This window comes from Achromobacter sp. ACRQX (assembly GCF_022346505.1).
Classification (GTDB): Bacteria; Pseudomonadota; Gammaproteobacteria; order Burkholderiales; family Burkholderiaceae_B; genus Achromobacter; species Achromobacter animicus.
Genome location: NZ_JAKRML010000036.1, coordinates 16,064 through 40,391, shown reverse-complemented (window position 1 = coordinate 40,391; position 24,328 = coordinate 16,064). Strand labels below are relative to the sequence as shown.

General features: G+C 66.1%; 23 protein-coding genes. 9 read left to right on the top strand and 14 right to left on the bottom strand.

The window, feature by feature from the left end; translation table 11 throughout:
* The first annotated feature begins 116 nt into the window (after nucleotides 1-116).
* The gene (locus MHZ91_RS24635; protein WP_224776933.1) at nucleotides 117-1,109 is read left to right on the top strand and encodes a tripartite tricarboxylate transporter substrate binding protein; all 993 of its coding nucleotides are present in this window, start codon (nucleotides 117-119) and stop codon (nucleotides 1,107-1,109) included.
* A gap of 81 nt (nucleotides 1,110-1,190) precedes the next feature.
* On the opposite strand, the gene MHZ91_RS24630 is transcribed toward MHZ91_RS24635, so the two are convergent.
* The 8 genes from MHZ91_RS24630 to MHZ91_RS24595 form a co-directional block, all read right to left on the bottom strand.
* On the bottom strand, nucleotides 1,191-2,168 hold the full coding sequence (locus MHZ91_RS24630; RefSeq protein WP_239216157.1) for a 2-hydroxyacid dehydrogenase: 978 nt from the start codon (nucleotides 2,166-2,168) through the stop codon (nucleotides 1,191-1,193).
* Between the two features lie 17 nt (nucleotides 2,169-2,185).
* Entirely contained in the window at nucleotides 2,186-2,395 is a 210-nt protein-coding gene (locus MHZ91_RS24625) for a hypothetical protein (RefSeq protein ID WP_056324762.1), read from the bottom strand.
* A 44-nt stretch (nucleotides 2,396-2,439) separates the two neighbouring features.
* A complete protein-coding gene (locus MHZ91_RS24620; protein WP_056324760.1) occupies nucleotides 2,440-2,766 on the bottom strand; it encodes a 2Fe-2S iron-sulfur cluster-binding protein in 327 nt (108 codons plus the stop codon).
* 18 nt (nucleotides 2,767-2,784) lie between these two features.
* Nucleotides 2,785-3,978: an FAD-dependent oxidoreductase gene (locus MHZ91_RS24615; protein WP_239216155.1), complete on the bottom strand. Its 1,194-nt coding sequence runs from the start codon at nucleotides 3,976-3,978 to the stop codon at nucleotides 2,785-2,787.
* 5 nt (nucleotides 3,979-3,983) lie between these two features.
* Nucleotides 3,984-4,976, bottom strand: a complete 993-nt coding sequence (locus MHZ91_RS24610; protein WP_239216153.1) for a tripartite tricarboxylate transporter substrate binding protein — start codon at nucleotides 4,974-4,976, stop codon at nucleotides 3,984-3,986.
* Between the two features lie 105 nt (nucleotides 4,977-5,081).
* Nucleotides 5,082-5,651, bottom strand: a complete 570-nt coding sequence (locus tag MHZ91_RS24605) for a 3-phenylpropionate/cinnamic acid dioxygenase subunit beta (protein ID WP_239216151.1) — start codon at nucleotides 5,649-5,651, stop codon at nucleotides 5,082-5,084.
* Nucleotides 5,648-7,006, bottom strand: coding sequence for an aromatic ring-hydroxylating dioxygenase subunit alpha (locus MHZ91_RS24600; RefSeq protein WP_175122269.1), 1,359 nt, complete (start codon nucleotides 7,004-7,006; stop codon nucleotides 5,648-5,650). The genes MHZ91_RS24605 and MHZ91_RS24600 overlap by 4 nt, the downstream gene beginning before the upstream one ends.
* Nucleotides 7,007-7,042: 36 nt before the next feature.
* On the bottom strand, nucleotides 7,043-7,780 hold the full coding sequence (locus tag MHZ91_RS24595; RefSeq protein ID WP_239216150.1) for a FadR/GntR family transcriptional regulator: 738 nt from the start codon (nucleotides 7,778-7,780) through the stop codon (nucleotides 7,043-7,045).
* A gap of 289 nt (nucleotides 7,781-8,069) precedes the next feature.
* Between MHZ91_RS24595 and MHZ91_RS24590 the strand changes: the two genes are divergently transcribed.
* The 4 genes from MHZ91_RS24590 to MHZ91_RS24575 all read left to right on the top strand — a co-directional run bounded on the left by MHZ91_RS24590 (nucleotide 8,070) and on the right by MHZ91_RS24575 (nucleotide 11,579).
* A complete protein-coding gene (locus MHZ91_RS24590) occupies nucleotides 8,070-8,351 on the top strand; it encodes a peptidylprolyl isomerase (protein WP_006385706.1) in 282 nt (93 codons plus the stop codon).
* A gap of 233 nt (nucleotides 8,352-8,584) precedes the next feature.
* Entirely contained in the window at nucleotides 8,585-9,517 is a 933-nt protein-coding gene (locus MHZ91_RS24585) for a 3-keto-5-aminohexanoate cleavage protein (RefSeq protein ID WP_239216148.1), read from the top strand.
* Between the two features lie 32 nt (nucleotides 9,518-9,549).
* Nucleotides 9,550-10,749, top strand: a complete 1,200-nt coding sequence (locus MHZ91_RS24580) for an ABC transporter substrate-binding protein (protein ID WP_239216146.1) — start codon at nucleotides 9,550-9,552, stop codon at nucleotides 10,747-10,749.
* Between the two features lie 23 nt (nucleotides 10,750-10,772).
* On the top strand, nucleotides 10,773-11,579 hold the full coding sequence (locus tag MHZ91_RS24575; RefSeq protein ID WP_239216144.1) for an SDR family oxidoreductase: 807 nt from the start codon (nucleotides 10,773-10,775) through the stop codon (nucleotides 11,577-11,579).
* A gap of 17 nt (nucleotides 11,580-11,596) precedes the next feature.
* On the opposite strand, the gene MHZ91_RS24570 is transcribed toward MHZ91_RS24575, so the two are convergent.
* Entirely contained in the window at nucleotides 11,597-12,523 is a 927-nt protein-coding gene (locus MHZ91_RS24570) for a LysR family transcriptional regulator (protein ID WP_175122264.1), read from the bottom strand.
* A gap of 11 nt (nucleotides 12,524-12,534) precedes the next feature.
* A complete protein-coding gene (locus tag MHZ91_RS24565; protein WP_239216142.1) occupies nucleotides 12,535-13,668 on the bottom strand; it encodes a DUF1254 domain-containing protein in 1,134 nt (377 codons plus the stop codon).
* Between the two features lie 150 nt (nucleotides 13,669-13,818).
* Between MHZ91_RS24565 and MHZ91_RS24560 the strand changes: the two genes are divergently transcribed.
* Nucleotides 13,819-14,415 (top strand): hypothetical protein, encoded by a 597-nt coding sequence (locus MHZ91_RS24560; RefSeq protein ID WP_239216140.1) that lies wholly within the window; start codon nucleotides 13,819-13,821, stop codon nucleotides 14,413-14,415.
* A gap of 6 nt (nucleotides 14,416-14,421) precedes the next feature.
* On the opposite strand, the gene MHZ91_RS24555 is transcribed toward MHZ91_RS24560, so the two are convergent.
* Both MHZ91_RS24555 and MHZ91_RS24550 read right to left on the bottom strand, forming a co-directional pair.
* The gene (locus MHZ91_RS24555) at nucleotides 14,422-14,979 is read right to left on the bottom strand and encodes an ureidoglycolate lyase (protein WP_175122261.1); all 558 of its coding nucleotides are present in this window, start codon (nucleotides 14,977-14,979) and stop codon (nucleotides 14,422-14,424) included.
* Nucleotides 14,976-15,209, bottom strand: coding sequence for an Arm DNA-binding domain-containing protein (locus MHZ91_RS24550; RefSeq protein ID WP_175122260.1), 234 nt, complete (start codon nucleotides 15,207-15,209; stop codon nucleotides 14,976-14,978). The genes MHZ91_RS24555 and MHZ91_RS24550 overlap by 4 nt, the downstream gene beginning before the upstream one ends.
* 105 nt (nucleotides 15,210-15,314) lie before the next feature.
* Between MHZ91_RS24550 and MHZ91_RS24545 the strand changes: the two genes are divergently transcribed.
* Nucleotides 15,315-15,695, top strand: coding sequence for a cupin domain-containing protein (locus MHZ91_RS24545; protein WP_218342747.1), 381 nt, complete (start codon nucleotides 15,315-15,317; stop codon nucleotides 15,693-15,695).
* Nucleotides 15,696-15,711: 16 nt separating this feature from the next.
* On the opposite strand, the gene MHZ91_RS24540 is transcribed toward MHZ91_RS24545, so the two are convergent.
* On the bottom strand, nucleotides 15,712-16,953 hold the full coding sequence (locus MHZ91_RS24540; RefSeq protein ID WP_239216138.1) for an MFS transporter: 1,242 nt from the start codon (nucleotides 16,951-16,953) through the stop codon (nucleotides 15,712-15,714).
* 363 nt (nucleotides 16,954-17,316) lie between these two features.
* On the opposite strand from MHZ91_RS24540, the gene MHZ91_RS24535 reads away from it, so the two are divergent.
* Both MHZ91_RS24535 and MHZ91_RS24530 read left to right on the top strand, forming a co-directional pair.
* Complete coding sequence (locus MHZ91_RS24535; RefSeq protein ID WP_239216136.1) at nucleotides 17,317-20,502, top strand: WG repeat-containing protein; 3,186 nt, start codon at nucleotides 17,317-17,319, stop codon at nucleotides 20,500-20,502.
* Nucleotides 20,503-20,504: 2 nt separating this feature from the next.
* Nucleotides 20,505-23,402 (top strand): WG repeat-containing protein, encoded by a 2,898-nt coding sequence (locus tag MHZ91_RS24530; protein ID WP_239216134.1) that lies wholly within the window; start codon nucleotides 20,505-20,507, stop codon nucleotides 23,400-23,402.
* On the opposite strand, the gene MHZ91_RS24525 is transcribed toward MHZ91_RS24530, so the two are convergent.
* Nucleotides 23,396-24,256: an oxaloacetate decarboxylase gene (locus MHZ91_RS24525; RefSeq protein ID WP_239216132.1), complete on the bottom strand. Its 861-nt coding sequence runs from the start codon at nucleotides 24,254-24,256 to the stop codon at nucleotides 23,396-23,398. The two genes, MHZ91_RS24530 and MHZ91_RS24525, sit on opposite strands and share 7 nt — an antisense overlap.
* Nucleotides 24,257-24,328 lie beyond the last annotated feature (72 nt).

The following is a 24,328-nucleotide window of genomic DNA, read 5'->3' as shown; positions in this document are numbered from 1 at the left end:
TGCGTGCGCTTGTGTGCCCCGTACCGTACGAGAAATATGTTTATCGTACAAAGTCCGGATCACATTTTTGGAGCAGCACGTGAAGCAGTAGGTCTATAACCCAAGGGGAAGTCGTCATGAAACGTCGCAGTGCGTTGAAGCTGATGGGGGCCGCCGCCGGCCTGCACCTGACCGGCGCAAGCTGGGCACAGAACGGGGCGTATCCGTCCCGCGTCATCAAGATCATCGTCTCATCCACCCCAGGCAGCGCCACCGATCTTGCGGGACGGTTGGTCGGCGACCTGCTCTATGCCAAGTACGGCCAGAGCGTGGTCATCGAAAACCGCGCCGGCGCCGGTGGCGTCATCGGCATGCAGGCCGCCGCCGCCTCCAAGCCTGACGGCTACACCCTCACCACCGGGGGTCTTGGCCACAACGTGCTGCCCCCCGCCACGCTGCGCGGGCTGCCCATCGACATCCCCACCGCACTGCTTCCCATCGCCCAGGTGGCCGAGTTCGTCAACGCGCTCGTCGTGCGCGTGGACCATCCGGCCAATACGGTGCCGGAGCTGATCGAATACCTGCGCGCCACGAAGCGCAAACCACTGTACGGCAGCAACGGCGTCGGCAGTTCGTCGCAGATGACGGCCGAACTCTTTGCCATGCGCACGGGGCTGAAGTTCGATCATGTGCCGTACAAAGGCGCCAGCGAGGCGCTGGTGGGCACGGCCAACGGCGACCTGGACCTCTGTTTCATGAACCTGCCGCCAACGCTGCCCATGGTGGACGGCAAGCGCCTGAAGGCGCTGGCGGTGACCAGCGCCTACCGCGCGCGGCAGTTGCCCAATGTGCCGACGATGCAGGAACAGGGCATGAAGGACTTCGACGTGACGAGCTGGCTGGGCATGTATGCGCCCGCGCAGGTGGACCCGGCGATCATCGCCCAACTGTCCAACACCATCGTCACCGGGCTGGCCGCGCCGGAATACCAGAACCGCATCATCAACGCCGGGTTTGAACCCAAGTTGCGCGACGCCGCGCAGTTCCAGGCGTTCTCCAAGGCGGAGTTCAAGCGTTGGAGCGAGGTCGCGCAGCAGGCGGGAATCGTGGTGGATTACGGCGGGAAATAGGAAAAGGCGGGACCGGCTGCATGCGCGGGTCCCGCCCGTCAGCCCCATCTTGGCGGGGCCGCGTCTATCGGCGCAGTGCCGTCAGACGCGCGCCTGCCACACCTCGGCATTGACCATGGCCTGAGGCTTCTGGCCTCCCAGCGCATCCATCAGATTGGCCACTGCCAGATCGATCATCGCGCGCCGCGTTTCGTCCGTGGCGCTGCCTACGTGGGCCTGCAGCACCACGTTCGGCAAGGCGCACAGCGGGCTGTCGGCCGGCAGCGGTTCCTGCTCCATCACGTCCAGCCCCGCGCCCGCGATGGTGCCGGCGCGCAGCGCTTCGATCAGCGCGGCCTCGTCGATCACGGGGCCACGCGCGGTGTTGATCAGATACGCCGTGGGTTTCATCAGTTCCAATTCGCGCTTGCCGATGGAATGGCGCGTTTCCGCCGACAGCGGGATATGCACGCTCAGCACGTCCGACGTCTTGAAAAGTTCATCGCGGTCCACATAGGTGGCCAGGCCTTCGACCTGCGGGTCCTCGCGGCGGTTGTGATAGACCACCTTCATATCGAAGGCCTGCGCCGCGCGCGCCACGACACGGCCGATGCGGCCCATGCCCAAGAGGCCCAGCGTCTTGCCGCGGATGTCTCGCGTCAGCGGAAAGGCGCCCTTGGTCCACGCGCCGCTGCGCACGAAGGCGTCGCCCGCCACCAGGTTGCGCGACAGGCAGAGCATCAGGCCGATGGTCACATCAGCCACCGCGCCATCCAGCACGCCCGGCGTATTGCAGATCAGCACCTTGCGCCGCGTGGCGGCCGCCAGGTCGACGTTGTCGAACCCAACTGCGAAGTTCGAGCTGACCTTCAGCGCGGGCAATGCATCCAGCAGCGCCTGATCGACCTTGGTGCGCACGGTGCACACCATGCCTTTGATCTGCGCACGCTCGTCCGCGCCCAGCACCTCGGCCGGATTCTGTCCGGTGGGCACTTCGACGATGTCGCAGCGCTCAGCGAGGCGCTCGCGCAGGTCTGGCGGCACGGGTGCGGAGACGATGACTTTGGGCTTTTGATTCATTGGGGGCTCCAGTGGGGTCAGGGTTCGATTGCTTCGACGTCGGTGGCAAACACCTGTTGCTCTCCGGCGTCGACCAGCGCGGGCTCGGCGGGATGGTCCAGGTAACGGACGATCAGCCAGAAGCCGTCTTGCGGGTTCTCGACGATCTCGGCCAATGCGCCGCCCGCCATGCGCACGCGCACGCCGGGTTGCAGATCGACGAGGTTGATGGATTTGTTGTCGGCCATGCGATTGCTCCTTCGGTTCGCGTCTTGCGAGTCAGGCGCCGCGGCTACAGTTCAAGCTGCGACGAAGGCACGCGTACGCGAATGCCGTCCAGCTCGGGCGTCATGATGACCTGACAGGACAGTCGGCTGGTCGGACAGCGCTCGGGCACGACTTCCAGCAGCGCCTCCTCGGCCATGCCGGGCGGCTCCAGCCGCGCGTGCCAATCCGCGTCCACCTGCACGTGGCAGGTGCCGCAGATGGCGCCGCCCCCGCATTCGGCGACGATTCCTTCCAGGCCATCGCGCCGCGCGGCTTCCATCAGCGACCAGTCGTCGGGCACGTCCAGCACCTGTTCGGCGCCATCGGGCAATTCAAATATCGCAACGGGCATGTTGTCTCCAGGGTTCGTTTACACAGCGGCCGCAACCGCTTCGGGCGCGCCGATGCGTGGCACGCCCTTGATGAATTCCACGGGACTGTCGACCGCTTCGATCGCGGCCAGTCGGCCGTGCTGATAGCGTTCGACCAGCCAGCCCTTGGCGGTGGGCAGCAGGACGTCACGGCAAGGCGCCGCCGGGTCGACGAGGCCGGCCATCTGCAGACGGCGGCCCTGCTGTTCGGACCAGAAGGTGGGCGGACGCGCCGCTGGCGGGGCCTTGCCGGCAATGGTTGCCGCCGCCATGCGCGCCTGCGCCAGCGCGTTCTGCACGCTTTCGATGCGGGCATAACGCTGCAGCTCTCCGCGAAAGGCGCTTGCGCAATCGCCAATGGCGTAGACGCCGGGCGCCGAGGTCCGGCAACATTCATCCACGACCACGCCGTCCAGGCAGATCAGGCCTGCGGCTTCGGCAAGCGCCGTCTCGGCAACCGCGCCGATGGACACCAGCACAAGTTCAGCGTCGATGAGCTCTCCGCTGGCCAGATGGGCGCGCCAACCCGTCGCCGTGCGTTCCCAGCGCCGCACCGCCGCGCCGTGGCGGATCTCGATGCCGGCTTCGCGGTGCAGGTCGCCGATGCGCGTGGCAGTGGATTCGGACACCTTGCCCGCCATCACGTTGCCGCCTTGCTCCAACACCAGCACCTCGGCGCCCAGCTTGCGCGCCGAGCAGGCCGCCTCCAGCCCCAGATAACCCGCGCCCACGACGAGCAGCCGGATGCCCGGCCGCAGCGCCTCGCGCAGCCGGTGCGCGTCGTCCAGGCCGCGCACCGAAAACACCTGCTCGCCTGCCACCTCAGCAATGCCACGCGCGCTGGCGCCGGTGGCAAGCACGCAGTGTTCATAGGCCACCTCGCGGCCCGACGCCGTGCGCAGCGTGCGCGCCGCGGTATCGATGGCGGCCACCGGATCGCCCGCCACCACGATCACACGCGACTTCTCGTAGGCGGCGCCCGCGCGCAACGCGATGCGCTCGGCGCTGGTCGAGCCGGTCAGCAGGGCCTTGGACAGCGGCGGCCGTTCATAGGGAGCATGCGTTTCCGCGCCGAACAGCGCGATATCGCCTTCAACGCCCGCGGCGCGCAAGGCCCACGCGCATTCGACACCCGCATGCCCCGCGCCGATGATGGCTGTGTGGACACGCTGCGGGGCTGATGAGGTTTCCATGATGCTCAGGCTCCGAATTTCAGGGAAATGCTGGCTTTGGTGGCCACCTGCTTCCAGCGCGCCAGCTCAGCCCGGTTCAGCTCCGCAAAGGCGTCGGCCCCTCGCGGCTTGGGCTCAAAGCCCGCGGCGGTCAAGGTTTCCACCGACTGCGGTTGCGCCATGCCTTCCTGCAAAGCCGCGCTGAGCTTCTGCACGATGTCGGGCGGCATGCCGGCGGGGCCGTACACGCCCAGCCAGCTCGTCACGTCGAAGTCCGCCACGCCCTGCTCGGCCATCGTCGGCACATCCGGCAACTGCTTGCTGCGATAGCTGCTGGTCACCGCAATCGGGCGAATCGATCCCTTGCGGATCAGGCCCATCACCGGCGGCAGGTTGCTGAAGCTGAAGTCCAGATTGCCATTGACCACGTCCACCAGCATCTCGCCGCTCCCCTTGTACGGCACGTGCAGCAGGTTGGTGCCCGTGTGCTGCGCGAAGAATGCGGTGGTCAGGTGCACCGACGAGCCGATGCCGTTGGACCCATAGTTCAGGCCATCCTTGCTGCGCTTGCGCGCCGTGGCGATCAGGTCGTCGACGCTGCGGATCGGCGAATCCGCCCGCACGATCAGCACGTTGATGAATTCGGCCATCTGCGCAATCGGCGTGAAGGCGCGCGCCGTGTCCAGCGGCAGTCCGGTCACGGTGGCCATCGGCAACACCATGCCGCCCAGGCCGTTGAGCAGCAACGTGTAGCCGTCCGGCGGCGCCGAAGCCACCTGCTGGCTGCCGATCATGCCGTTTGCACCCGGCCGATTTTCCACCACCACCGGTTGGCCGAACTTGCGGGTGAGGATCTCGCCGGCCAGGCGACCCGCCACGTCCGTGACGCCGCCCGGCGGATACGGCACGATCAGGCGGATCGGCTTGCTGGGATACGCCGCGTCGGCGCCCCACGAGATTCCCGTCGCCGTCATCGCGGCTGCGCCGGCAATGGCCTTCAGTACAGTACGTCTTTGCATGCTGCAACTCCAGGTATGGGCGAGCGCGTCCTGTCGGCGGTCAGGCCCCGAGTGGAAGGAAAACCATCGAATCCCGGCAGACGGGCCGGGTCCGGCATCAGCGCGCTAGAAGAAGATCGTCAGCGCCTTCGATAAGAGAACGTTCTGGTCCAGGTGGATCTCGCGCGACAGAATCGTGAAGCGGCCGTCCCGCCTGCGCAGCACGTCCTCGCGCTTGCCCACGAACAGATTCACTTCGGATTGCAGGCGGTTTTGGTAGATCAGAAAGCGCGACCGCACCCGCACCAGGTCGCCGCCGCCTTCGTCGGGCGTCACGTCCAGCACGCGGATGTTGGTCACCAGATGGGACACACGCGAGGCCGGCTCTTCGGCCCAGTGAATGCCGGTCTTGATCTGCGCGACGCGCTGGCGCAGCGTGTCGATGCCTTCGTCGAACCAGGCGGCATCCTGCTTGCCGGAGTATTCCTGCGCCATCGCGTCGCGGCGAACGTTGCGCGTCAGCGGCATGCGATACGTGATGGCTTCGTCCAGGAGGGTGAGCCACTTGTCGAACTCGCGGTGGTCCAGCAGATCGGCCTCGTAGTGCAGGAAGCGGTGCGCTTCCCACCACAGCAGCATGTCGTCCACGCTGTCGTCCTGCGCCACGGTCGGCCCGTTCTCGATGGGTGCGTTCATGCCGCCTCCTCAAGGCGCACCGCGCCCGCCATCAGTTGGTCCCAGGACATGCCGTTCATGAACTGCGCCCAGCGCCGGTAGTAGATCCGGGCGTTTTCCTCGGTGTATTCGCCGTTGACCGCACAGCCGGGAATCTCGGGTACGTCCTGGCGGTGGCCCACGCCCATCTGGTAATTGAAGAAGAGTTCGCGCGACATCGCGCCCATGCTGGCCTCGGTGGCGCCCGTCCAGTTTTCCATGTCGTCCGATTCCGTCATGCCGCCCGGTCCGGAATAGCGCAGGAAATAATGGCGAGCCGCCTCCTTGACCGCCTCCGGCGCATCCTTGTCCACCAGATACATGCGCCACATTTCCATCTCGGTCGAGCTGATCGGATGAAACACTGCCAGCGTGCGCGGCTGGCGTCCGTGGAACGACATGTTCGGAAAGATGGTGCCAACGCTGGTCTGCACCCGCATCGCCGAACCCAGCGTGCGTTCGCGCTGCTCATGGATTTCGCGGTAGTAGGCTTCCACCTCCGGGTAACGGCCGTATTGCGGCGCGTAGGGGCCTTCTTCGTAGAACGGCAAGCGGCCCAGCAGGCCGTGGCCCAGTTCCGGAAAACAGATCGCCGACCGCGTGGCCGACGCATCGCGCCGCCCTTTTCCGCCGCCCGGCCCGATGCCCACGATGTCCACCGAGCGGTGGCTGATGTCGTGGTACAGATCGCCAATGAAGTTTTCGGGCGCGAACTTCCAGTTGCACTTCACGCGCCACTTCTGCACGCCGCCGATCACCTCCGAGCCGCCCGGACTGCCGTTGCGGTGATCCAGCGCCGCATCCAGGTACAGGCGCATGTTGCCGATGTAGTCCAGGAACGGCGGCGCGTTCGGATCCCACGTTGCCCAGATGGCGCCCTTGTAGTTCACCACCTGCGCCACCGTCTTCAGGCCCCACTGCTTCTTGTCGAGCTCGCCCTTGTAGTGCGTCGCGTGGCCGGGCACCCCGACCAGCTCGCCGGGCCGTTCCACCAGTTTGCCGTCGGTGGAAAAGCTCCAGCCATGGTACGGACAGGTGAAGGTCCGGTTGTTGCCGTGGTCATAACGGCACAGCTTCATGCCGCGATGCGCACAGCTATTGAGCATGACCTGGATCTGTCCCTGCCGGTCGCGGGTCAGGATCACGGACTCCGTGCCCATGCGCGAGACGAAGTAATCGTCCGGCTTGGGCACCAGGCTTTCGTGCCCCACAAACAGCCACGCGCGCGAGAAGATCTGCTTCAGCTCCTGCTGAAAGATCTCTTCGTCCACGAAGATGGACCGGCTGACCAGTCCTTCCTCGGCGCGCACCAACTCATCGATCGTCTTCTGACCCATCACCACTTCCCCTTGGAGGATGCCCTTATTGGGCGCCTACGGCTTCTCAGCCGTGGCCGCCGCTGTACGCAGACGTGCTTCCGTGTTGTCGACGTGCGTGCGCGCGTACTGCCGCGCAAGCTCCACGTCGCCCTTCTCGATGGCGGCAAACAGCGCTTCATGCTCCTTCTGCGCCTGCGCCCCGCGGCCCGCGATCTTGGCCGACCGCGAGCGCGACACGCGCAGGTTCTTCTTGAGCAGGACCGCCAGGAAATCGAAGAAATTCAGATAGTGTTCATTGCGCGTGGCGCGCGCCACACAGCGGTGGAACTCCATGTCGGCATCCACGCCAACTGCCACGTCGCCGGACGCGATCGCATCGGCCATCTTGCGCAGCGCCAGCCGCATCGCGGCCAGATCGTCCTCGTCCCGCCGAGCCGCCGCCAGCGGCGCCGCTTCGATCTCGAAGCCCCGGCGCAATTCCACGATGCGCAGCACCTGATCCGCGTCGCCAATGTCCGCCGCCTGCATCCGCAGCACCGACGGCCGCGCCGTCTGCATGACGGTCAGCCCGCGGCCCTGCTTGCTTTGCACAATGCCGTCGCCCTTCAGGCGGGAAACCGCTTCGCGCAGCACGGTGCGCGAAACGCCAAGCCGGGTGGCGATGGTCTGCTCTGGGGGCAGGACCTCGCCGACTTGGTAATCGCCGCTGGTAATCTCGTCCAGCAGCATCTCGGTGACGCGGTCCGTCAGATTGGGCTCTGACGAGAACGGCGGGACCGACTCTCTTTTCAACAGTACTCGGGAAGCTGAATCAGGCATAGGAAGTCTCGTCCGAAAACGTGCATCTCATTGCCAGCCCGCGTTGCCTCGGCTGTGGACGCGTCCCGGGACGGGCGCGTTGAAAATACGATAATCGTATAAGGATATGGGCAGGTATTAGGGGAAGTGCGGATGCTGGTCACATGCGCATACCAAGCCTGATCCGGGGCCGGATCAATCCCCGTTTATCATTGCCAACGTAGCGAGTTCACGCGAATGCGTTATTCTCCCCTCCCCAAATCAGTCTGCAAGGAGTTCCCTCATGGCACAAGCCTCCGCCCGTCACATCCTCGTTTCCACCGAAGCGAAGGCCAACGAACTCAAGACCGCCATCGAAAACGGCGCTGACTTCGCCCAGCTCGCCAAGGAAAACTCGAGCTGCCCGTCGAGCCGCGACGGTGGCAACCTGGGCACCTTCGGCCCGGGCCAGATGGTCAAGGAATTCGACACCGTCGTGTTCAGCGCCCCGGTCGGCGAAGTGCAAGGTCCGGTGAAGACCCAGTTCGGCTACCACCTGGTTGAAGTGACCAGCCGCAAGGACTAAGTCCTCGCAGCCAATTGGCTCAGAAAGCCGCCGCCCGGAGCGATCCTGGCGGCGGTTTTTTTTCGCCTGGCGCCAGCGCCACCCACGCTGCACCGCAGCACCGGATTCCCTATCAATTGATAATTTCTGTTCAGGTGACAGGACCCGAAGGCCTGCGACAGAATGGCCTACACCCGGAGGAGACAGCCGGGGCCACAAGAATCTACAGCGCAATCACACGGCGCCAGAGGCCCATGAAAAAGTCCAGGAAGGTCATCATCACCTGCGCCATCACCGGTTCGGTCCATACGCCGTCGATGTCGCCCTATCTGCCCGTCACGCCCGATCAGATCGCGCAGTCTGCGCTGGATGCCGCCGAGGCGGGCGCGGCCATCGTGCATCTGCACGCGCGTCAGCCGGACACCGGCCAGCCTACGCAGGATCCAGTGCTGTATGGGCAGTTTCTGCCGCGTATCAAGGAGGAGTCGGACGTCGTGGTCAACATCACGACGGGTGGATCGCCAGTGTTGCCCATTGCCGAGCGCATGGCGCCGGCCCTGCAGTTCAAGCCCGAAGTCGCGTCGCTGAACATGGGGTCGATGAACTTCGGGATGTACGAACTACTGGAGCGCTTCAAGGAGTTCAAACACGCCTGGGAACGGCCCTATCTGGAGGGCAGCAACGACCTGATCTTTCGCAACACGTTCAAGGACATCGAGCACATCCTGACTTCCTGCAGTGACAACGGCACGCGCTTCGAGATCGAGTGCTACGACATCGGCCACCTGTACACGGCCGCGCATTTCGTGGACCGCAAGCTGCTCAAGCCGCCGTTCCTGATCCAGTCTGTGTTCGGCATCCGCGGCGGCATCGGCACGCACCCGGAAGACGTCATGATGATGAAGCGCACGGCGGACCGGTTGTTTGGCGATGACTACATCTGGTCGGTGCTGGCCGCGGGGCGCAAGCAGACGCCGCTGGCGACGATGGCGGCCACGATGGGCGGGAACGTGCGCGTGGGCCTGGAAGATTCGTTGTGGGACGGCCCCGGCGAATTGGCGCAGTCCAACGCAGACCAGGTACGCCGCATCCGGCGGATTCTGGAAAACCTGTCCTTGCAGGTCGCCACACCCGACGACGCACGCGAGACCCTGCAACTGAAGGGACGCGGCAACGTCGCGTTCTGAAAACACACATCCACCCAGTGGGGAGACGAGACATGAAGAAAACGTTGCGTGCGACGGCATTGGCCGCGCTGTTGGGCATAGCGGGCGCGGCCCAGGCCGATGACGGGGTCATCCGAATCGGATTCATCACGGATATGTCGGGGCTGTCGGCCGACGCCGATGGGCCGGGCGGCGCCGAGGCAATCAAGATGGCGATCGCGGACCTGGGCGGCACCGTGGCGGGCAAGAAGGTGGAGGTGCTGGTCGCAGACCATCAGAACCGGGCGGATATCGCGTCGTCACGCGCCCGGGAATGGCTGGATCAGCGCGGCGTGAACATGCTGATCGCAGGCGCAAACTCTGCGGCGGCGCTGGCGATGGCGAAGGTGGCCGAGGAAAAGAAGACGCCGTTCTTCGTGGTGAGCGCGGGAGCATCCGAGCTGACGAACTCGCAGTGCACGCCCTATACCGTGCATTACGTGTACGACACGGTGTCGCTGGCGCGCGGCACGGCGCGCGCGATGATGAAGGAAGGCAACAAGGACTGGTTCTTTCTGACGGTAGACCACGCGTTTGGTCACGCGCTGGAGCGGGACGCATCGAAGGTGGTGCAGGACGATGGCGGCAACGCCAAGGGCCGGGTGCGACACCCGTTGAACACAGCCGATTTCTCGTCGTTCATTCTGCAGGCGCAGGCCTCCGGCGCGCAGGTGCTGGGCCTGGCCAATTCCGCCAGCGACACCAGCAATGCGGTCAAGGCGGCCAACGAGTTCGGCCTGACGCCCAAGATGAAGATCGCCGGCCTGCTGGTGCTGATCACCGACGTGCATGCCCTGGGCCTGCAAGCGGCGCAGAACATGTACCTGACCACGGCGTGGTATTGGGATCAGGACGACGCATCGCGTAAATGGGCGTCGCGTTTCGAGTCCGTGATGAAGAAAAAGCCTTCCATGCTGCAGGCCGGCGACTATTCCGCGGCAACGACCTATCTGAAGGCGGTGGAAGCCACCAAGAGCACCGACGGCGACACCATCATGAAGTGGCTGAAGGCCAATCCGGTGAACGACTTCTTCGTGAAGGACGGCAAGATCCGTGCGGACGGGCTGATGGTGCACGACATGTACCTGATGCAGGTGAAGACGCCGGCGGAATCGAAGGCGCCGTGGGATTACTACAAGCTGGTGGCGCGGGTGCCGGGCGACCAGGTGTATACGTCGCCTGCGGAATCGACCTGCCGCTTGATGAAGCCCTGACCATGAACCGACCGGAAACCCCTATGCATACGCCCGCCGCGATCACCGCCCTGCCCGTCGACCTGTCCGGAAAGCGCGTCATCGTCACGGCCGGCGCGTCCGGCATCGGCGCCGCGCTGGCCGACGCGTTTGCGGAGCGCGGCGCGCGCGTGCATCTGTGCGACGTGGATGAACAAGCCCTGGCCGCGTGCCGCCATCCCTGGGCGCGCGCAGATGTGGGCAGCCGAGACGAGATCGACCGCTACATGCAGACCGCGCTGTCGCATCTGGGCGGGCTGGACGTGCTCGTGAACAACGCCGGCATCGCGGGGCCGACGGCGGGCATCGCCGACATCACGGAAGCGGAGCTGGACGCCACGCTGGACATCAATCTGGCCTCGCAATTCCACACGGTGCGGCATGCGCTGCCGGCGCTGCGCGAGGCGGGCGGTGGCAGCATCATCAACATCAGTTCGGTGGCAGGCCGGATGGGCCTGCCCATGCGCACGCCGTATGCCGCCACCAAATGGGGCGTGGTGGGGCTGACCCGCTCGCTGGCGATGGAGCTGGGGCCGCTGAACATCCGAGTCAATGCGCTGCTGCCGGGACTGGTCGCCGGACCACGCATCGAACGCGTGATTGCGGCTCGGGCGAAGAATATGGGCTTGTCGGTGGAGGAACAGACCCGACTGGAGCTGTCGGGCGTCAGCCTGCGGCAGTTTGTTCGCGCGGCGGATATCGCCAACATGGCGTTGTTTCTGGCCAGTCCGTTCGGGGCCATGGTCAGCGGCCAGGCAATCAGCATCGACGGCGATCTGCAATCGCTGCCGTGGCAGCCGCCGGCGCAATGACGGCGTGGCGATCGCCGCTACAGCAGCGCGATCGTCTCCGCGTAAACGCCCTGCCGCCGCGCCTGCGCCGTGGACCTCAACGCATCCAGCAGCCGCCCGGTCAGCTCGTTGTTGCGAGACTCGGCGCGCGTGATGAGCAGGAAGTCGAACCACTGGCGTGAGGCGAGCGGCACCGCCACCAGATCTGGAAACGACGCGACGATATCGGACGCGGACAGCGCGTTCACCAGGCTGATGCCCTTGACCGCGCGCACCGTGCCCGGCAGCAGCGACATGTGCGCCTGCATGCCGGACCGCAGCAGCAGCGAGTCGGCGATGTCGCCCTGCGCCACCACGTAGTCGGACCACAACGGCTTGACGTAGGTGTCCGGCGGAATATCCAGCACCGAAATGGTCTCGCGTCCGGCCAGCGGGTGTTCCCGATGCGCGATCGCCATGACGTCCGCACGCAGAAACGGGGTGAAGGTCAGCCGCGTGCTGTCGCGGCCCACGGCGCCCAGGCCGAAGTCGGCGCGCATCGTTTCCACCGCGCTGATGACCTGCATCGACGATTCCACGTCGATGGAAAACGGCCGCGTACCGTTGATGTCCAGATAGCGGCGCACGGCGTCGGGCGCGTAACCCAGCGCCAACGCGGGCGAAGAAGCGATGCGCAAGCCGCGCCCGCCGAATTGTTCGATGCTGTGCAGGGCCTCGTCGATACGCACCAGTTCGTCCAGCACGAACTTGGCCTCGCTGTAGAGATACTGCCCCGCCTCCGTGGGACGCAGGGTCTTGTGCGATCTGTCGAATAGCTGGACGCCAGTCGCGCTTTCCAGGCGCGAGATCGCGTGGCTGATCGCCGGCTGCGTCAGGTGCATGGCCAACGCCGCCTGCCGCGTCGAGCCGGTCATGACCACGGCATAGAAAATCCGCAGATCGTGGATGTTGAAGTTGCGCTTCATGCGGTGCGCGCCTAACGCGTTGAAGGCTGGGCTTTGGGTGGCGCTTTGGGTGGCGCTTTGGGTGGCGTTTTGGCCGCACTCATGCCGCCAAACGCAAACAGCCCCATCTGCGCGCCGGTCGCCCGCGTCAGGTAGTTGTTCTTGAGTGCCTCCCTGCCGCCGAACAGTGCATCGGTGTTGGCGCCCTGCGCCGCGCGGTTCTTGTCGATGTCGTTCTGTCCGTCGTGCATGCCTTCTTGCAGCGCGCGCCGCAAGGCTGGGTTCAACGACGCCGTGTCGTAGGCATCGCCAGGCCGCAGGCCCAGGCTGGCCATGCGCTCGCGCAGCATCGTCTCGGACTTGTGCGCGGGCGCGAACCGCAGCAGGAAGGCCAGCTCGTCGTAGAACTCGAGCGACGAATACATCTGCGCGCGCGGTACGGGCGCCATCCATTCAACTTTGGCGGGCGCCGCAGGCGCGGAGCGGTTGCGGAACGCCGACAGGGGCTGGACCTTGAAGCGAGACTGGATGCGCTTGGCGTTGTCCTGGTCGGCGGGATTGAAGCGCTGCGAGCGGGCGACCAGCGTGGCAAGCTCCGTCTCGGCGCGAATCACCTTGGTGATGCCCGCGGGTGTCTTGCCCTTCCAGGAAGGACCCGCCACCAGGAACACGCCGCCGCCCAGGCCACGCGAACCCAGGTCGCCGATGTGGTGCATATACAGATCCATCACCTGCAACGAGGCGTCGCGCTGCTTTTCCACGCGAGGCACGGTGACGACGACGGGTTCAGCGCGCAAGTCCAGGGCCGCGTACGAATACAGATAGGCGGGATCCAGCCCGGCCGCCGCAGCGGCGGCAGTGCCCATCGGGTTGATGGTGTTCAGCGGCCCTTTGTATTGCGCGCCGTTCTTGTCGATGCTGTATGCATACATGGCCTGGTAACTGGCGACCATGGGCGCGCCGTACAGGTAGGATTCGCGGGCGATGGTGCGCGCCTGTTGTGCCGAGACGCCTTCAATGCCGACCCACTGCGAGCCGGAAGCGGCGTCGGGTGACCTGAAGGTGCAGCCGGCCATGGCGCCCGCCAATGCGATGGCGGCAACGAGACCGATGAACGGACGGCAGGTGGCGCGGCGAAATGCGGTGCTAATCTGGCGGTGGCGCATTCAGGGCTCCGGCATGACGGGATGGCGCGGGCGCCCGGTGACGGCGGCGTGTAATGCGCCAGGCTCGAATTCCGGGGGATTCTGGCATATTTCCCCCGCATATCAAAGAATCGGCGCACCTTGCCGACGCAACAGGAAAGACACAGCAGCATGGCAGCGCAAGACCCCAGCATGACCGGCCCGGACGGAGAGGCTTTCAACATTCGCGCGTCGTCGTACTTCGTGCTGCAGGCCGAGCACCCCTGCGCGGCCTGCAGCAAACTGACGCGTGTGGCGGCGCTGGCCGTGCCGCCCGGTCATGAAAGCACCGAGGGTGAACTGGAGCTGGATGAAGACGACGCCGACAGCCCCGGCCTGGATCCGCAGGCGTTTCGGGACTGGCTGTTCGGGCCGGCGCAATGGCAGGCGATGCCCGGCCCGGCGATGATCTCGTCGACCCGGGCGCTCGCTCCCGAGGTGGCGCAGACCCTGCGCACGATTGCGCCGTTCTACCGCGAAAACCCGGCACGATCCGGCGAATGGTCCAACTTTTGCGAGCATTGCGAGCAGCCGGTCTGGGACGGCGCGCTGTACCCGACGCCCGGCCAGCCCTTCTGCCCTCGGGATGCCGACGCGGCAGCGCGGGTATCCGCGCAACGGATCGATGCACCGTTTGCCGCCTTCTTCGGCATGTGCTGGACGGACAGCTACCGCAACAAGTGGCCCCTGTTCGCGCGCCTGGGCTACGAATGCAGCGAAGCGGAATAACCCTTTTCAGGCGCTTTGCAGCAGATCCTGAGGCACTTCCAGCTGACGCGCGGGAATGGCGGTGATGGCGCTTTCGGTGGCGTTGGCGTCCGTGGTCAGATGCTGGATCAGATCAACCGTCGTGGATCGACGCGTCAGCATCATGCAGGTCACCTCGTCGCCCGCCACACGGGTGGCGTGCCAGCAACCCGGCCGCATGCACACGCCCTGCCCCTGCGCCACATGAAAGGCCGCCAGCGTGGACAGGTCAGGCGTGCCGTCGGCGGCGCTGCGCGCCACGATCTGGATGATGCTGCCGGTCAGCGGAACGATCGCCTGCTGCGTCAGCAGATGCTTTTCAAGGCTGGCGACCTCAAGCGATTGGCTGCGGTAATTGACCCACAGCAGTTCGGCATCGCCGCCCGCGCCGGTGTTGAACTGGTGTTCGTGCCAGAAGTCGGTGGCCGGGTGCGTGTACAACGGAACGCCGTTGCCGTCCGGCATAGGCTTGCCCAGCATCCACCCGTAGGCGTTGAAGGCATCAGGCGACAGATCGTGGATTTCAAGCTGCGTGTTGCTCGTCATGCGGGACCCTGTGATGGCTTAGCGCCGCGTTTGGGGAATTCGGCGTCGTAGTCGAAGTCCCCGCGCGCTATGGCCTCCAGGATGGCAACGCGCCGGTCGGCAGCGCGCTTGAGGTTGGCGGCGGTGGGCTTGACCCGGATACGCTCGACACAATGCCGGCCGTCGTGGAAGAACCCGATCTCGATGGACGATTCGGACGCGGGGCGCACCCCTTCGAATCCCTTGCTCATCGCATGCTCTCCCTGTTGCCGATGGCAGACATGATAAACGCAACGATGTGACAGGCTGCGCGCTGACATACACTGCCCTGATCCCCACACCCGAGGACCCGCAACATGGCTATCGACCTGACGTCGCACTATGTGTACCTGGACGCCTCCGGCGCCGCCGCCACCGTGACGGGCGGCGACGAGTTCTGGTCCCAATCCCCGGTAGACCTCGAACAATACGGGCGCGGCTGGCTGGTGTCCGAATACGAGTTCACCGCGGACTGGCCGCAATGGGAGATGCACCCCGGCGCCGACGAGATCGTGCGCCTGATGGCCGGCGCGGCCGAGCTGCACCTGGAATGGCCCACCGGCATCCAGGTGGTGAAGATGCTGGCCGGCGACGCCTACGTCATCCCCAAAGGGGCATGGCATACGGTCAAGGTCATGGAGCCTTGCCGCATGCTGCACATCACCATGGGCGCGGGCACGCAGCACCGGCTGGCGTAGCCGCGTCCCCGCTTGGTTATCCCGCCGCGCCCGCTGGCCGCGCGCGCTGGATCTCGCGGTCGTCGATCGGCCAATGCAAGGCGGCCGACAGCACGCCCAGCGCCATCGCGCCCAGCCAGATCAGGTCGTAGGATCGTGTGGCCTCGAACACCACGCCGCCCAGCCACACCCCCAGGAACGAGCCGACCTGATGGCCAAAGAACACGAAGCCGAAGAGCGTCGTGATATAGCGCACGCCGAACACCTGCGAGATGAGCCCATTGGTGAGCGGCACCGTGCCCAGCCACACAAACCCCATCACGGCAGCGAAAGCATAGACCGACCACGTGGATAGCGGCACGAGCACGAAGAGTGCAATCGCCGCGGTCCGCACCAGGTAGATGCCCGCGAGCAGATACTTGCGCCGATGATGCGCGCCAAGGATGCCGCAGACGTACGTGCCCATGACGTTGGTGAGCGCAATAATGGCCAGCGCCGCCACCGCGTCCGACGCGCGCAGGCCCTTGTCCATCAGGTAGGCGGGCAGGTGCGTGCCGATGAACGCAAGCTGGAAACCGCACGCCAGAAATCCCAGATTCAGCAGCCAGAAACCGGGGCGTGTGAAGGCCTCGCGGATGGCATCTGTCAGCGACAGGTTCGCATCGGGCGCGGCCGCATCGCGCACCCGGTTCGCGGGCTCGCGCAGCGGAAACGCCAGCGGCAGCAAGATCATCAACACCACCGCGAACACCAGCAAGGCCGCAACCCAGCCCCAATCGCCGATCAGCCATTGCGCGGCTGGCACCATCGTGAACTGTCCCAGCCCGCCGACCGCCCCCGCCACGCCCAGCGCCGAGCTGCGGCGCTCCGGCGGCACAAGACGGCTGAGCGCGCCGTAGATGGCCGCGAACGCCGTGCCGGACAGCGCGATCCCGATGCACACGCCCGCCGTCCACATGAAGGCGGCGGGCGTCGTGGCATGCGCCATGCCGGCAAGGCCCAGCGCGTAGAACACCAACCCGCCGGCAATCACCTTGGCCGAGCCATAGCGGTCGGCAATCATGCCAGTGAAGGGCTGCACGATGCCCCACGTCAGGTTCTGCACGGCCAGGGCAATGGCGAAGGTCTCGCGGCTCCAGCCCCTGTCCATCGTGACGGGCAGGAGAAACAAGCCCTGCACATGGCGCACGCCCAGGGCAAGCCCCATGACGACGCCGCCGGCGAGGACCAGCAGCCAAAGCTGGGATGCGTCCAATGAAGGTTTTTGGGGGGTGGACATGGCGAACCTCTCGCAGGGAACGTCGCCCCCGTCCGGGCGGGCAGTGGATGTATTACAGAACTGACGCGCGGGCGATTCAACCGATTAATTTTTGTCCGCTGCATGCGCGGGAGGAATGTGTATTGGCGAGAGTCAAGCCCTCCGGACCTGAAGCGACGACGCTTGAAGGGAAAATGTCTCTTCACAGCAAGTGACATCTAAATATGCCTGACTTGCGAACCATTAGCCGAAATTAGCCACATTTCAGATCAAAGAGCCAGAGGTGTTAACGCTTCGTCCGCAATAGTTACATCTGTCGATCCGTCCCCGGGTACCCCTGGTTACAGTGCTGCCTTCCCAATCATTCGGCAGGCATCGAATCATGTGGCACGCCCGGTCTGGCTCTTTCATTTCCGCGGTCTTGCGCCGCGCCTGCAAGCCATGACGGCGGCGCCCTTCTTCAAGCCCTTGGCGCTGGTCGTGGCGCTGGCCGGGATGACGCTGCTGGCGCCTGGCAACGCGCAGGCGCGGCCTGACTGGACGCAGCAGTGCTCCTACAGCAGCTATGGCGAAGGCGCGGGGACCATGTGCCACCAGCCTTACCAGGAAGGCCTGGCGGCGGTGCTCGTGGGCACCGCCGATGGCGAATCCGCGGCGTGGGGCTACATCGACAAGCAGGGCGTGATGTCGATTACGCCTGCGTATTCGGACGCCCGTTCCTTCCAGAATGGGCTGGCCGCCGTCAGTCAGGACGAACGCTGGGGTTACATCGACAAGCGTGGACGCTGGGTCATCGAGCCGCGCTTTTCGGAAGCCACCGGCTTCAATGCCGAAGGCACGGCGCTGGCCGAGGAAGACGGCCGGGACGTGCTGATCGACCGCCAGGGCAAGGTCGTGAATACCTTTCCGCTGGGCACGCGCACGGGCGGGTTCCAGCCCGGCCAAAAGCTCGCGGCGATGGAGATCCCTACCCCGCCGCGCCTATTCAACACCGCAACCGGCAAACCGGCCACGCTGCCCGACGGCGTGATGGCGCTGGCCGAACCGACGGGCGACTATCTGCCGGCGCAATCGCGCGACTCGCGCTACGGCGGCTGGTGGGGACTGCTGGACCAAAGCGGCGCATGGGCGATCAGTCCGCAGGTGCTGCGCTCGCTCGCCCCGCCGCTGCGCGATGGCGACGTGCTGGCTGTGAACCGCGAACGCGCTTGGGAATTCGTGGATGCGCGCGGCGAACCGCTGTCTGAACAGCGCTACGAACGCGTGGAATTGCTGGCGCCGGGCGTCTGGCTGGCGCGGCACGCCAAGGGCGGTTCGGTGCTGTTGGACAGCAAGCTTGAAACCCTGCACGCGTTCAAGAGCGACTATCTGGGCGTGCAGCGCCGCGACGGCTGGGGCTTTGCCGCCGAACCCGGCATGACGCTGCTGATCGATCCCGCAGGCAGCGTGCAGCTGCTCGCCCTGCGCAACGGCGACGTCAAGATTCATCAGGGACGCGCGTGGGTGTATGGCGTGCCTGTCTCTTCGGCAGGCGCTACCGGCGCCGGCATGGACGCCGCCCGTGACGACATGAGCGCGGAAGACGAGGCCGCTGCGGCTGCGGCGGGTGCAGCCGTGCAGGCCGCGTCGCAAGCGGAGACCGCAGCCGCGTTCCAGGATCCGCCGGTCGCAGCTGACGCCGCGGACGCCGCGGACGCCGCGCAGGAGGCGACCTACGCGGACGCAGCCCGCCCCCCCGCAACGCCGTCAGAAGCGACCGCAGACGCTGCCATGGACGCGGCAATGGACGCCGCCAGCGACACCGCCACCGCAGCCGCAGCCGCAGCCGCCGTGCAAAGCAGCGTCAACGCCGTCGCGGACGACGAGACGCTGCATCAAATCTACAACCCCGACGGCCTGGGCATCCTTGACGAAACCACCGTCGCCAAGCTGCGCGGCTACGACATCAGCGAGTTCCACTACGCACGCAAGTCGGCCGCCGATGCCGCTGCGCCGCTGGCCCTCCTGCGACCCAGCGAATATGACCAGCCGCTCGGCATCCTGACGGCGGCGGGCGATATCGTCACGAATCCAGACTGGGCAAACATCGACACCTACGACGTCACGCTGCCGATCGTGGCGCGTTCAAAGGCCGATCGGGCCGGCGCGGTCGGCGCGATCGGCGCGGACGGCACGTGGGCCATCGAGCCCCAGTACAGCGAAATGCGCCCCTTCAAAGGCCCCTACACCTGGGCCCGCACGAAGGACATGCTGCGCGGCGATGCGCTGCTCATCGACACCCGCGGCCAGACGGTGGCCGTTCCCGCGAACGTGCTGGAAGACACATCGCGCCTCGACGGCGAACTGCTGCAATACCGCGCGGTGAACGAAAACCGCCAGCGCCGCATGGGCCTGTGGAACGTGCGCAAGGGTGCGCCCGTGCTCAAGCCGGCCTTCGATGAAGTCCAGGAGTTCGAGGACGACTGGGCCAAGGTGCGGGACAAGAATCGCTGGGGCGTGGTCAACCGCGAGGGGCAGTGGGTAGTGCCTGCCCGCTATAACGGCGCCTACGACCTGGAATACCTGGGTAACGGCATGATGCTGGCCGAAGCGCCCGAAGACACGCGCAAGCGCGGCGGCTACACCGAACGCGCCTATCGCGTCATCAACCTGCGCACCGGCAAGGCAAGCGAGCCGGTAGTAGGCAAGCCGCAGAAGCTGAAGGATGGTCGCTTTCTGGGCGAACTGGCCGACGCGAGCGCCGTGTTGTTCGACGCGCAAGGCGGCGCGATTCGTGTCTCCGACGGCCGTCCCGAAGACAAGCAGCAGTACGGCGACTGGCTTTACATCAAGTTCGACGAGCGCGAAGGCGCCATCGACGCGCGCGGCAACATGAAGGTGCCGGCGCGCTATGGAGAATTCAATCCTTTCTTCACCCAGCCCGAAGGCCTGGCGCGCGCCAATAGCGGCGCGGGCTATCGCGTGATTGACCAGACCGGCAAGACGATGCTGGAAAAATGGGGCGATGGCATGCCCCTGGCTTCGATGCAGCGCGTCGTATTCAACGACGACGAGGGCTCGTCCAGCATCCTGGTGGACCTGCAAGGACGCGAGATCGCGCGCCTGCCGGGCCGCCACGCCGTCGACTATGACAAAGCCAGCGAAGGCGTCGTGCCTTACAGCGACGGCGACAACAAGTACGGCTTCATCGACGCAAACGGCAAGCGCGTCGTGGGCGCGCACTTCAATCAGCTTGGCCCCTTGAAGGACGGCCTGGCGCGGGCCCGCCGCCTGGAACGCACCGGCAAGCTGTTCGGGTACGTCGACCTGACCGGACGCTATGCGATTGCGCCGGCGTTCACGTGGGCCGACAACTTTCACGAAGGCCGCGCGCTGGTCCGCCGAAATCGGCTGATCGAGTACATCGACACCAAGGGCAACACGACCGCGCTGTTCGGCGTGCTGTGCGACACGATGGTGATCGTGGATGCGAAGGACCAGCAGAGCTGGCCGCCCCAGAAGCTCACCTGCCCCGAGGCCACCGGCGTCAAACCGCCCGTCGCCGAGACCGCCAACGCCAACGCAGAATGATCATGACGTCACGCGTGCTACGAACCACCCGCCTTGCCTGCGCCCTGGCCGCGCTAGGCGTATCCCTGTCCGCCCAGGCGCAGAACGGCTATATACAGTCGATGCACCTGTATTGCATGAGCGATGCGGAGTACCAGGCCTATCCGGCAGCCGACGACATTTCCTCGCGCAACCCCTTCGGCAACGGCTGCATCCGGGACCTGCACGACGGCCGCGCCGCGGTGCTGCTGCCGTCCGCCATCGAGAACATCGACCGCGTACCGCGCGACAACTCGCTGCGCCGCCACGCCTGGGGTTTTCTGGACCAGAACGGCCGCGTCGCGATCGAGCCGATCTTCGAGGCGGTTGGCGACTTCCGCCACGGGCTGGCCGCGGTGCGTTGGCAAGGCAAGTGGGGATACATCGACCGCAATGGCCGCATGGCCGTTCCGCCGCGCTTTGACGCGGTGCAGGATTTTGTCGAGATCGGACTGGCAGTTGTGACGCTGGACGGCAAGCCGCTGCTGATCGATCGCCACGGCAATCCTGCGGGCGAACCGTTCGAGGACGTGGTGCGCGCGGTGCGCCTGTACGACGGCGTGCCCGCGCGCGCCACGGTCCAGTACAAGGAGGAATACCGCTCGGCCAAGGGCGAGCGGCGCTACGGCGGAACCGGCGTCGTGATCACGCGGCCGCTGGGCGACAAGGGCCTGTACATCGCCACCAACGGCGAGTCCAAGTACGGCGTGGTGGACAAGGACTGGAACTGGGTCGTGGAACCGGTGCTGGACGACATCTACGCGCAGGACAGCGGCAACCTGGCCACCGGCTATGGCCCTGACGGTTCGGTGCTGGTGACGGCGGACGGCAAACTGATCGGCGCGGACCAGCAATACGAAAGCATGAACCCCGTGGGCAAGGCTTTCTACAGCGCAGCGCTGCCGCGCCGGGCGGGGTTTGCGGTGCTGGACCGCGACGGCGCGGTGATTGCGACGCTGACGGACGCGGAAGGCCACGCATCCCAACGCTTTGCCGACACCATCGTGTACCCGTCCGGCGAAAACCTCGTGGCGCTGGTGCCGGGGCGCCCGCAGCCCCTGACGCTGGGCAAGGGCCTGTCGGCCGGCGACGAAAGCGAAGGCTATGTGATGTTCGTGGACGGCGCCAGCCGCACCGCGGGCGTACTGACGCCCACGGGCGCGTGGGTGCACGGCGACGCGGCGCCCGCGTGGCTGGCGGACGCCCGCCGCATGGAGACGCGGGAAGGCAATCTGTGGCTGTCCGACGCGCAAGGCGCGCTGCTCAACGTGCTGGACAAGAACGGCGAGGCGCTCCTCAAGCCCGAGATAGTGAAGACGCTTCAGAACCAGCAGCTTCAGTCACTGCCGGCCGGCGTGCCTGGCGCGCCGCTGGGCCTGCTGGGTCAAAGCCACTGCCACTGCGACGATGTCCAGGTGGGACTGCTGCTGGCCGACGGCAGCACGGTCACCGATCCGTCGTGGACCGCCGTGACGCCGCTGGACGACGCCGGCGACGGCGCCGATCTCACGGCGGACCACTTGCGCTATGCGGCCGAGACGGCCGACGGCATGGTGCTGCTGGATGCACGCGGCAAGCCCCTGGACCTGCCCGCGCAGCAGCACATCGGTATGTTCCGCCAGGGCTACGCGCAGGTGTATGGCGACGGCGTGGTACGCATGATCGACCGTGCCGGCAAGACGTTCGAACTGCCCGAGAACTTCGATACGCAGGTCGTCGCCCCGGGCGTGGTGCGCTATTTGAAGACGGCGGCCGATGGCGCGCCGTGGGGCCTGTACGACTTCGTCGCCGGCAAGGAGCTGGCCGCGCCGGCGTTCCGCAGCATCGGCGAGTTCCAGAATGGCCAGGCCGTCGCTTCGCTGGGCACGGGGCGCGTCGGCGTCATCGACCTGCAGGGGCAGTGGATCCTGCCGGCCAGCCATCAAGGCGCGGAACGCGTGAACGACACGCTGTGGCGCGTGACGCAGCCGGGTAAGCAAGAGAATGAATACGAACGTCCCGCCGCGGTCTTCAACACCAAGGGCAAGGCGCTGACCGCGTTCATGCGCGGGTTGCAGGTGGGCGATTTTGGAGACGGCTCGGTCAGCGCGGGCAATAGCGAGCGCCGCTGGATCATCTCGCCGGACGGCGAGGACGCGCTGGACATGAAGGACGCCGACTACGTCCGTCTGGGTGACTGGATGGAGATCCGCCGCGCCGACCGTCAGGGTTACCTGAACGCGAAGGGCGCCTGGCAGATCGCGCCGTCGTCCCGTATCGGCACCGCGTTCCAGGGCGCGCCGGCGCGCGCGCTGGCGGCGGACGCGGCGGGCACGCACGTGATGGACGCCAGCGGCAAGATCCTCGCGACCCTGCCCAAGGGCGAATGGAGCTGGCCGTCGCGTTCCGACCTGCTGATCCGCCATTACTCGGCGGACCGCGGCACCATGACGGACTACACCGACCTTTCGGGCAAAACCCGGGTGACGGTCGAAGGCTTTGCGTCCGCGTTTTCGGAGGGACGCGCCGTGACGCAGCTGTCCGGCGGCGGTGCGCGTTGGGTGGATGCCAAGGGTGCGCTGACGGGACCGGCTTTCGACGCGCTGGGTCCGATGCGCGAAGGCCTGGCGCCCGCGAGCGAAGACCGCAGCTACGGCTACGTGAACGGCCAGGGCCAGTTCGCCATTCCAGCCGAGTTCCGGGCCTTGTCGGGCTTTACGGACCAACGCGCGGTGGTGTCCACGGAAGACGATTCGCGCATCATCGACCACGCCGGCCAGTTGCTGGCGCAGGTGAAGATGCAATGCGGCATCCGCACGCTGTACGGTGCGGCCGGCCAACGGCTGTGGCCGCTGCGCATGCCGCATGGCTGCAACCGCACGGCGGCGTCTCGCGCCTACTGAGCGTCCAGCGCCAGATAGCGGCGGGTCTGCACGATTTCTTCGCGCTCCGCGAAGCTGGTCAGGCGATCCGCCAGCGCGCTGCTGTCGCCCGTCTGCCGGATGGCCTGGAGCGTGGCCTGCATCGCATGGATCGCCGCGCGCTGCAGGTCCGACGGGATGATCGCCAGGCGATAGCCCATGGCGGCCAGATCCGGCAGCGGCACCAGCGGCGTCTTGCCGCCGTAGAACATGTTGATGAGTTTCAGGCCCGGCAACCGCTCAGCAATGGCGCGGATCTGCGCCAGCGTCTCGGGCGCCTCGACAAAGATCATGTCGGCGCCGGCCTTCAGGTACAGCTCGGCGCGCGCGATGGCGGCGTCAAAGCCTTCGACCGCAATGGCGTCCGTGCGCGCGATGACCAGCGTGTCCGCGTCGGCAAGCGTCTGGCGCGCGATGTGGACCTTGCGGGCCATCTCGGCAGCGTCCACCAGGCTCTTGTCGTCCAGATGGCCGCAGCGCTTGGGAAAGGACTGGTCTTCGATATGGAACGCCGCCACGCCCGCGCGTTCCATCGTGCGCACCGTGCGCTCAACATTGGCCGAGCCGCCGAATCCGGTGTCCGCATCCGCGACCACCGGCAGGCCGCTGGCCTCGACGATCTTTTCCACGCGGTCCATGACTTCGGTAAAGCTGAGCAGTCCGATGTCCGGATAGCCGGCGGCGCGCGCAATGGCGCCGCCGCTGGCGTACACCGCTGGAAACCCGGCCGCGGCGACCAGGCGGGCCGATAGGCCGTCGTATGCGCCGGGCGCCACCACGATACTGTCGGCAAGGTGTTGGCGCAGTCGCGCGCCAGGGGACGGATTGGCAGTCATGATGGGCGTTCCTTCATTCGGGGATCTGATGCCTGCATGATCGGCGCGCGCCATTAGAATGTCCAATATATT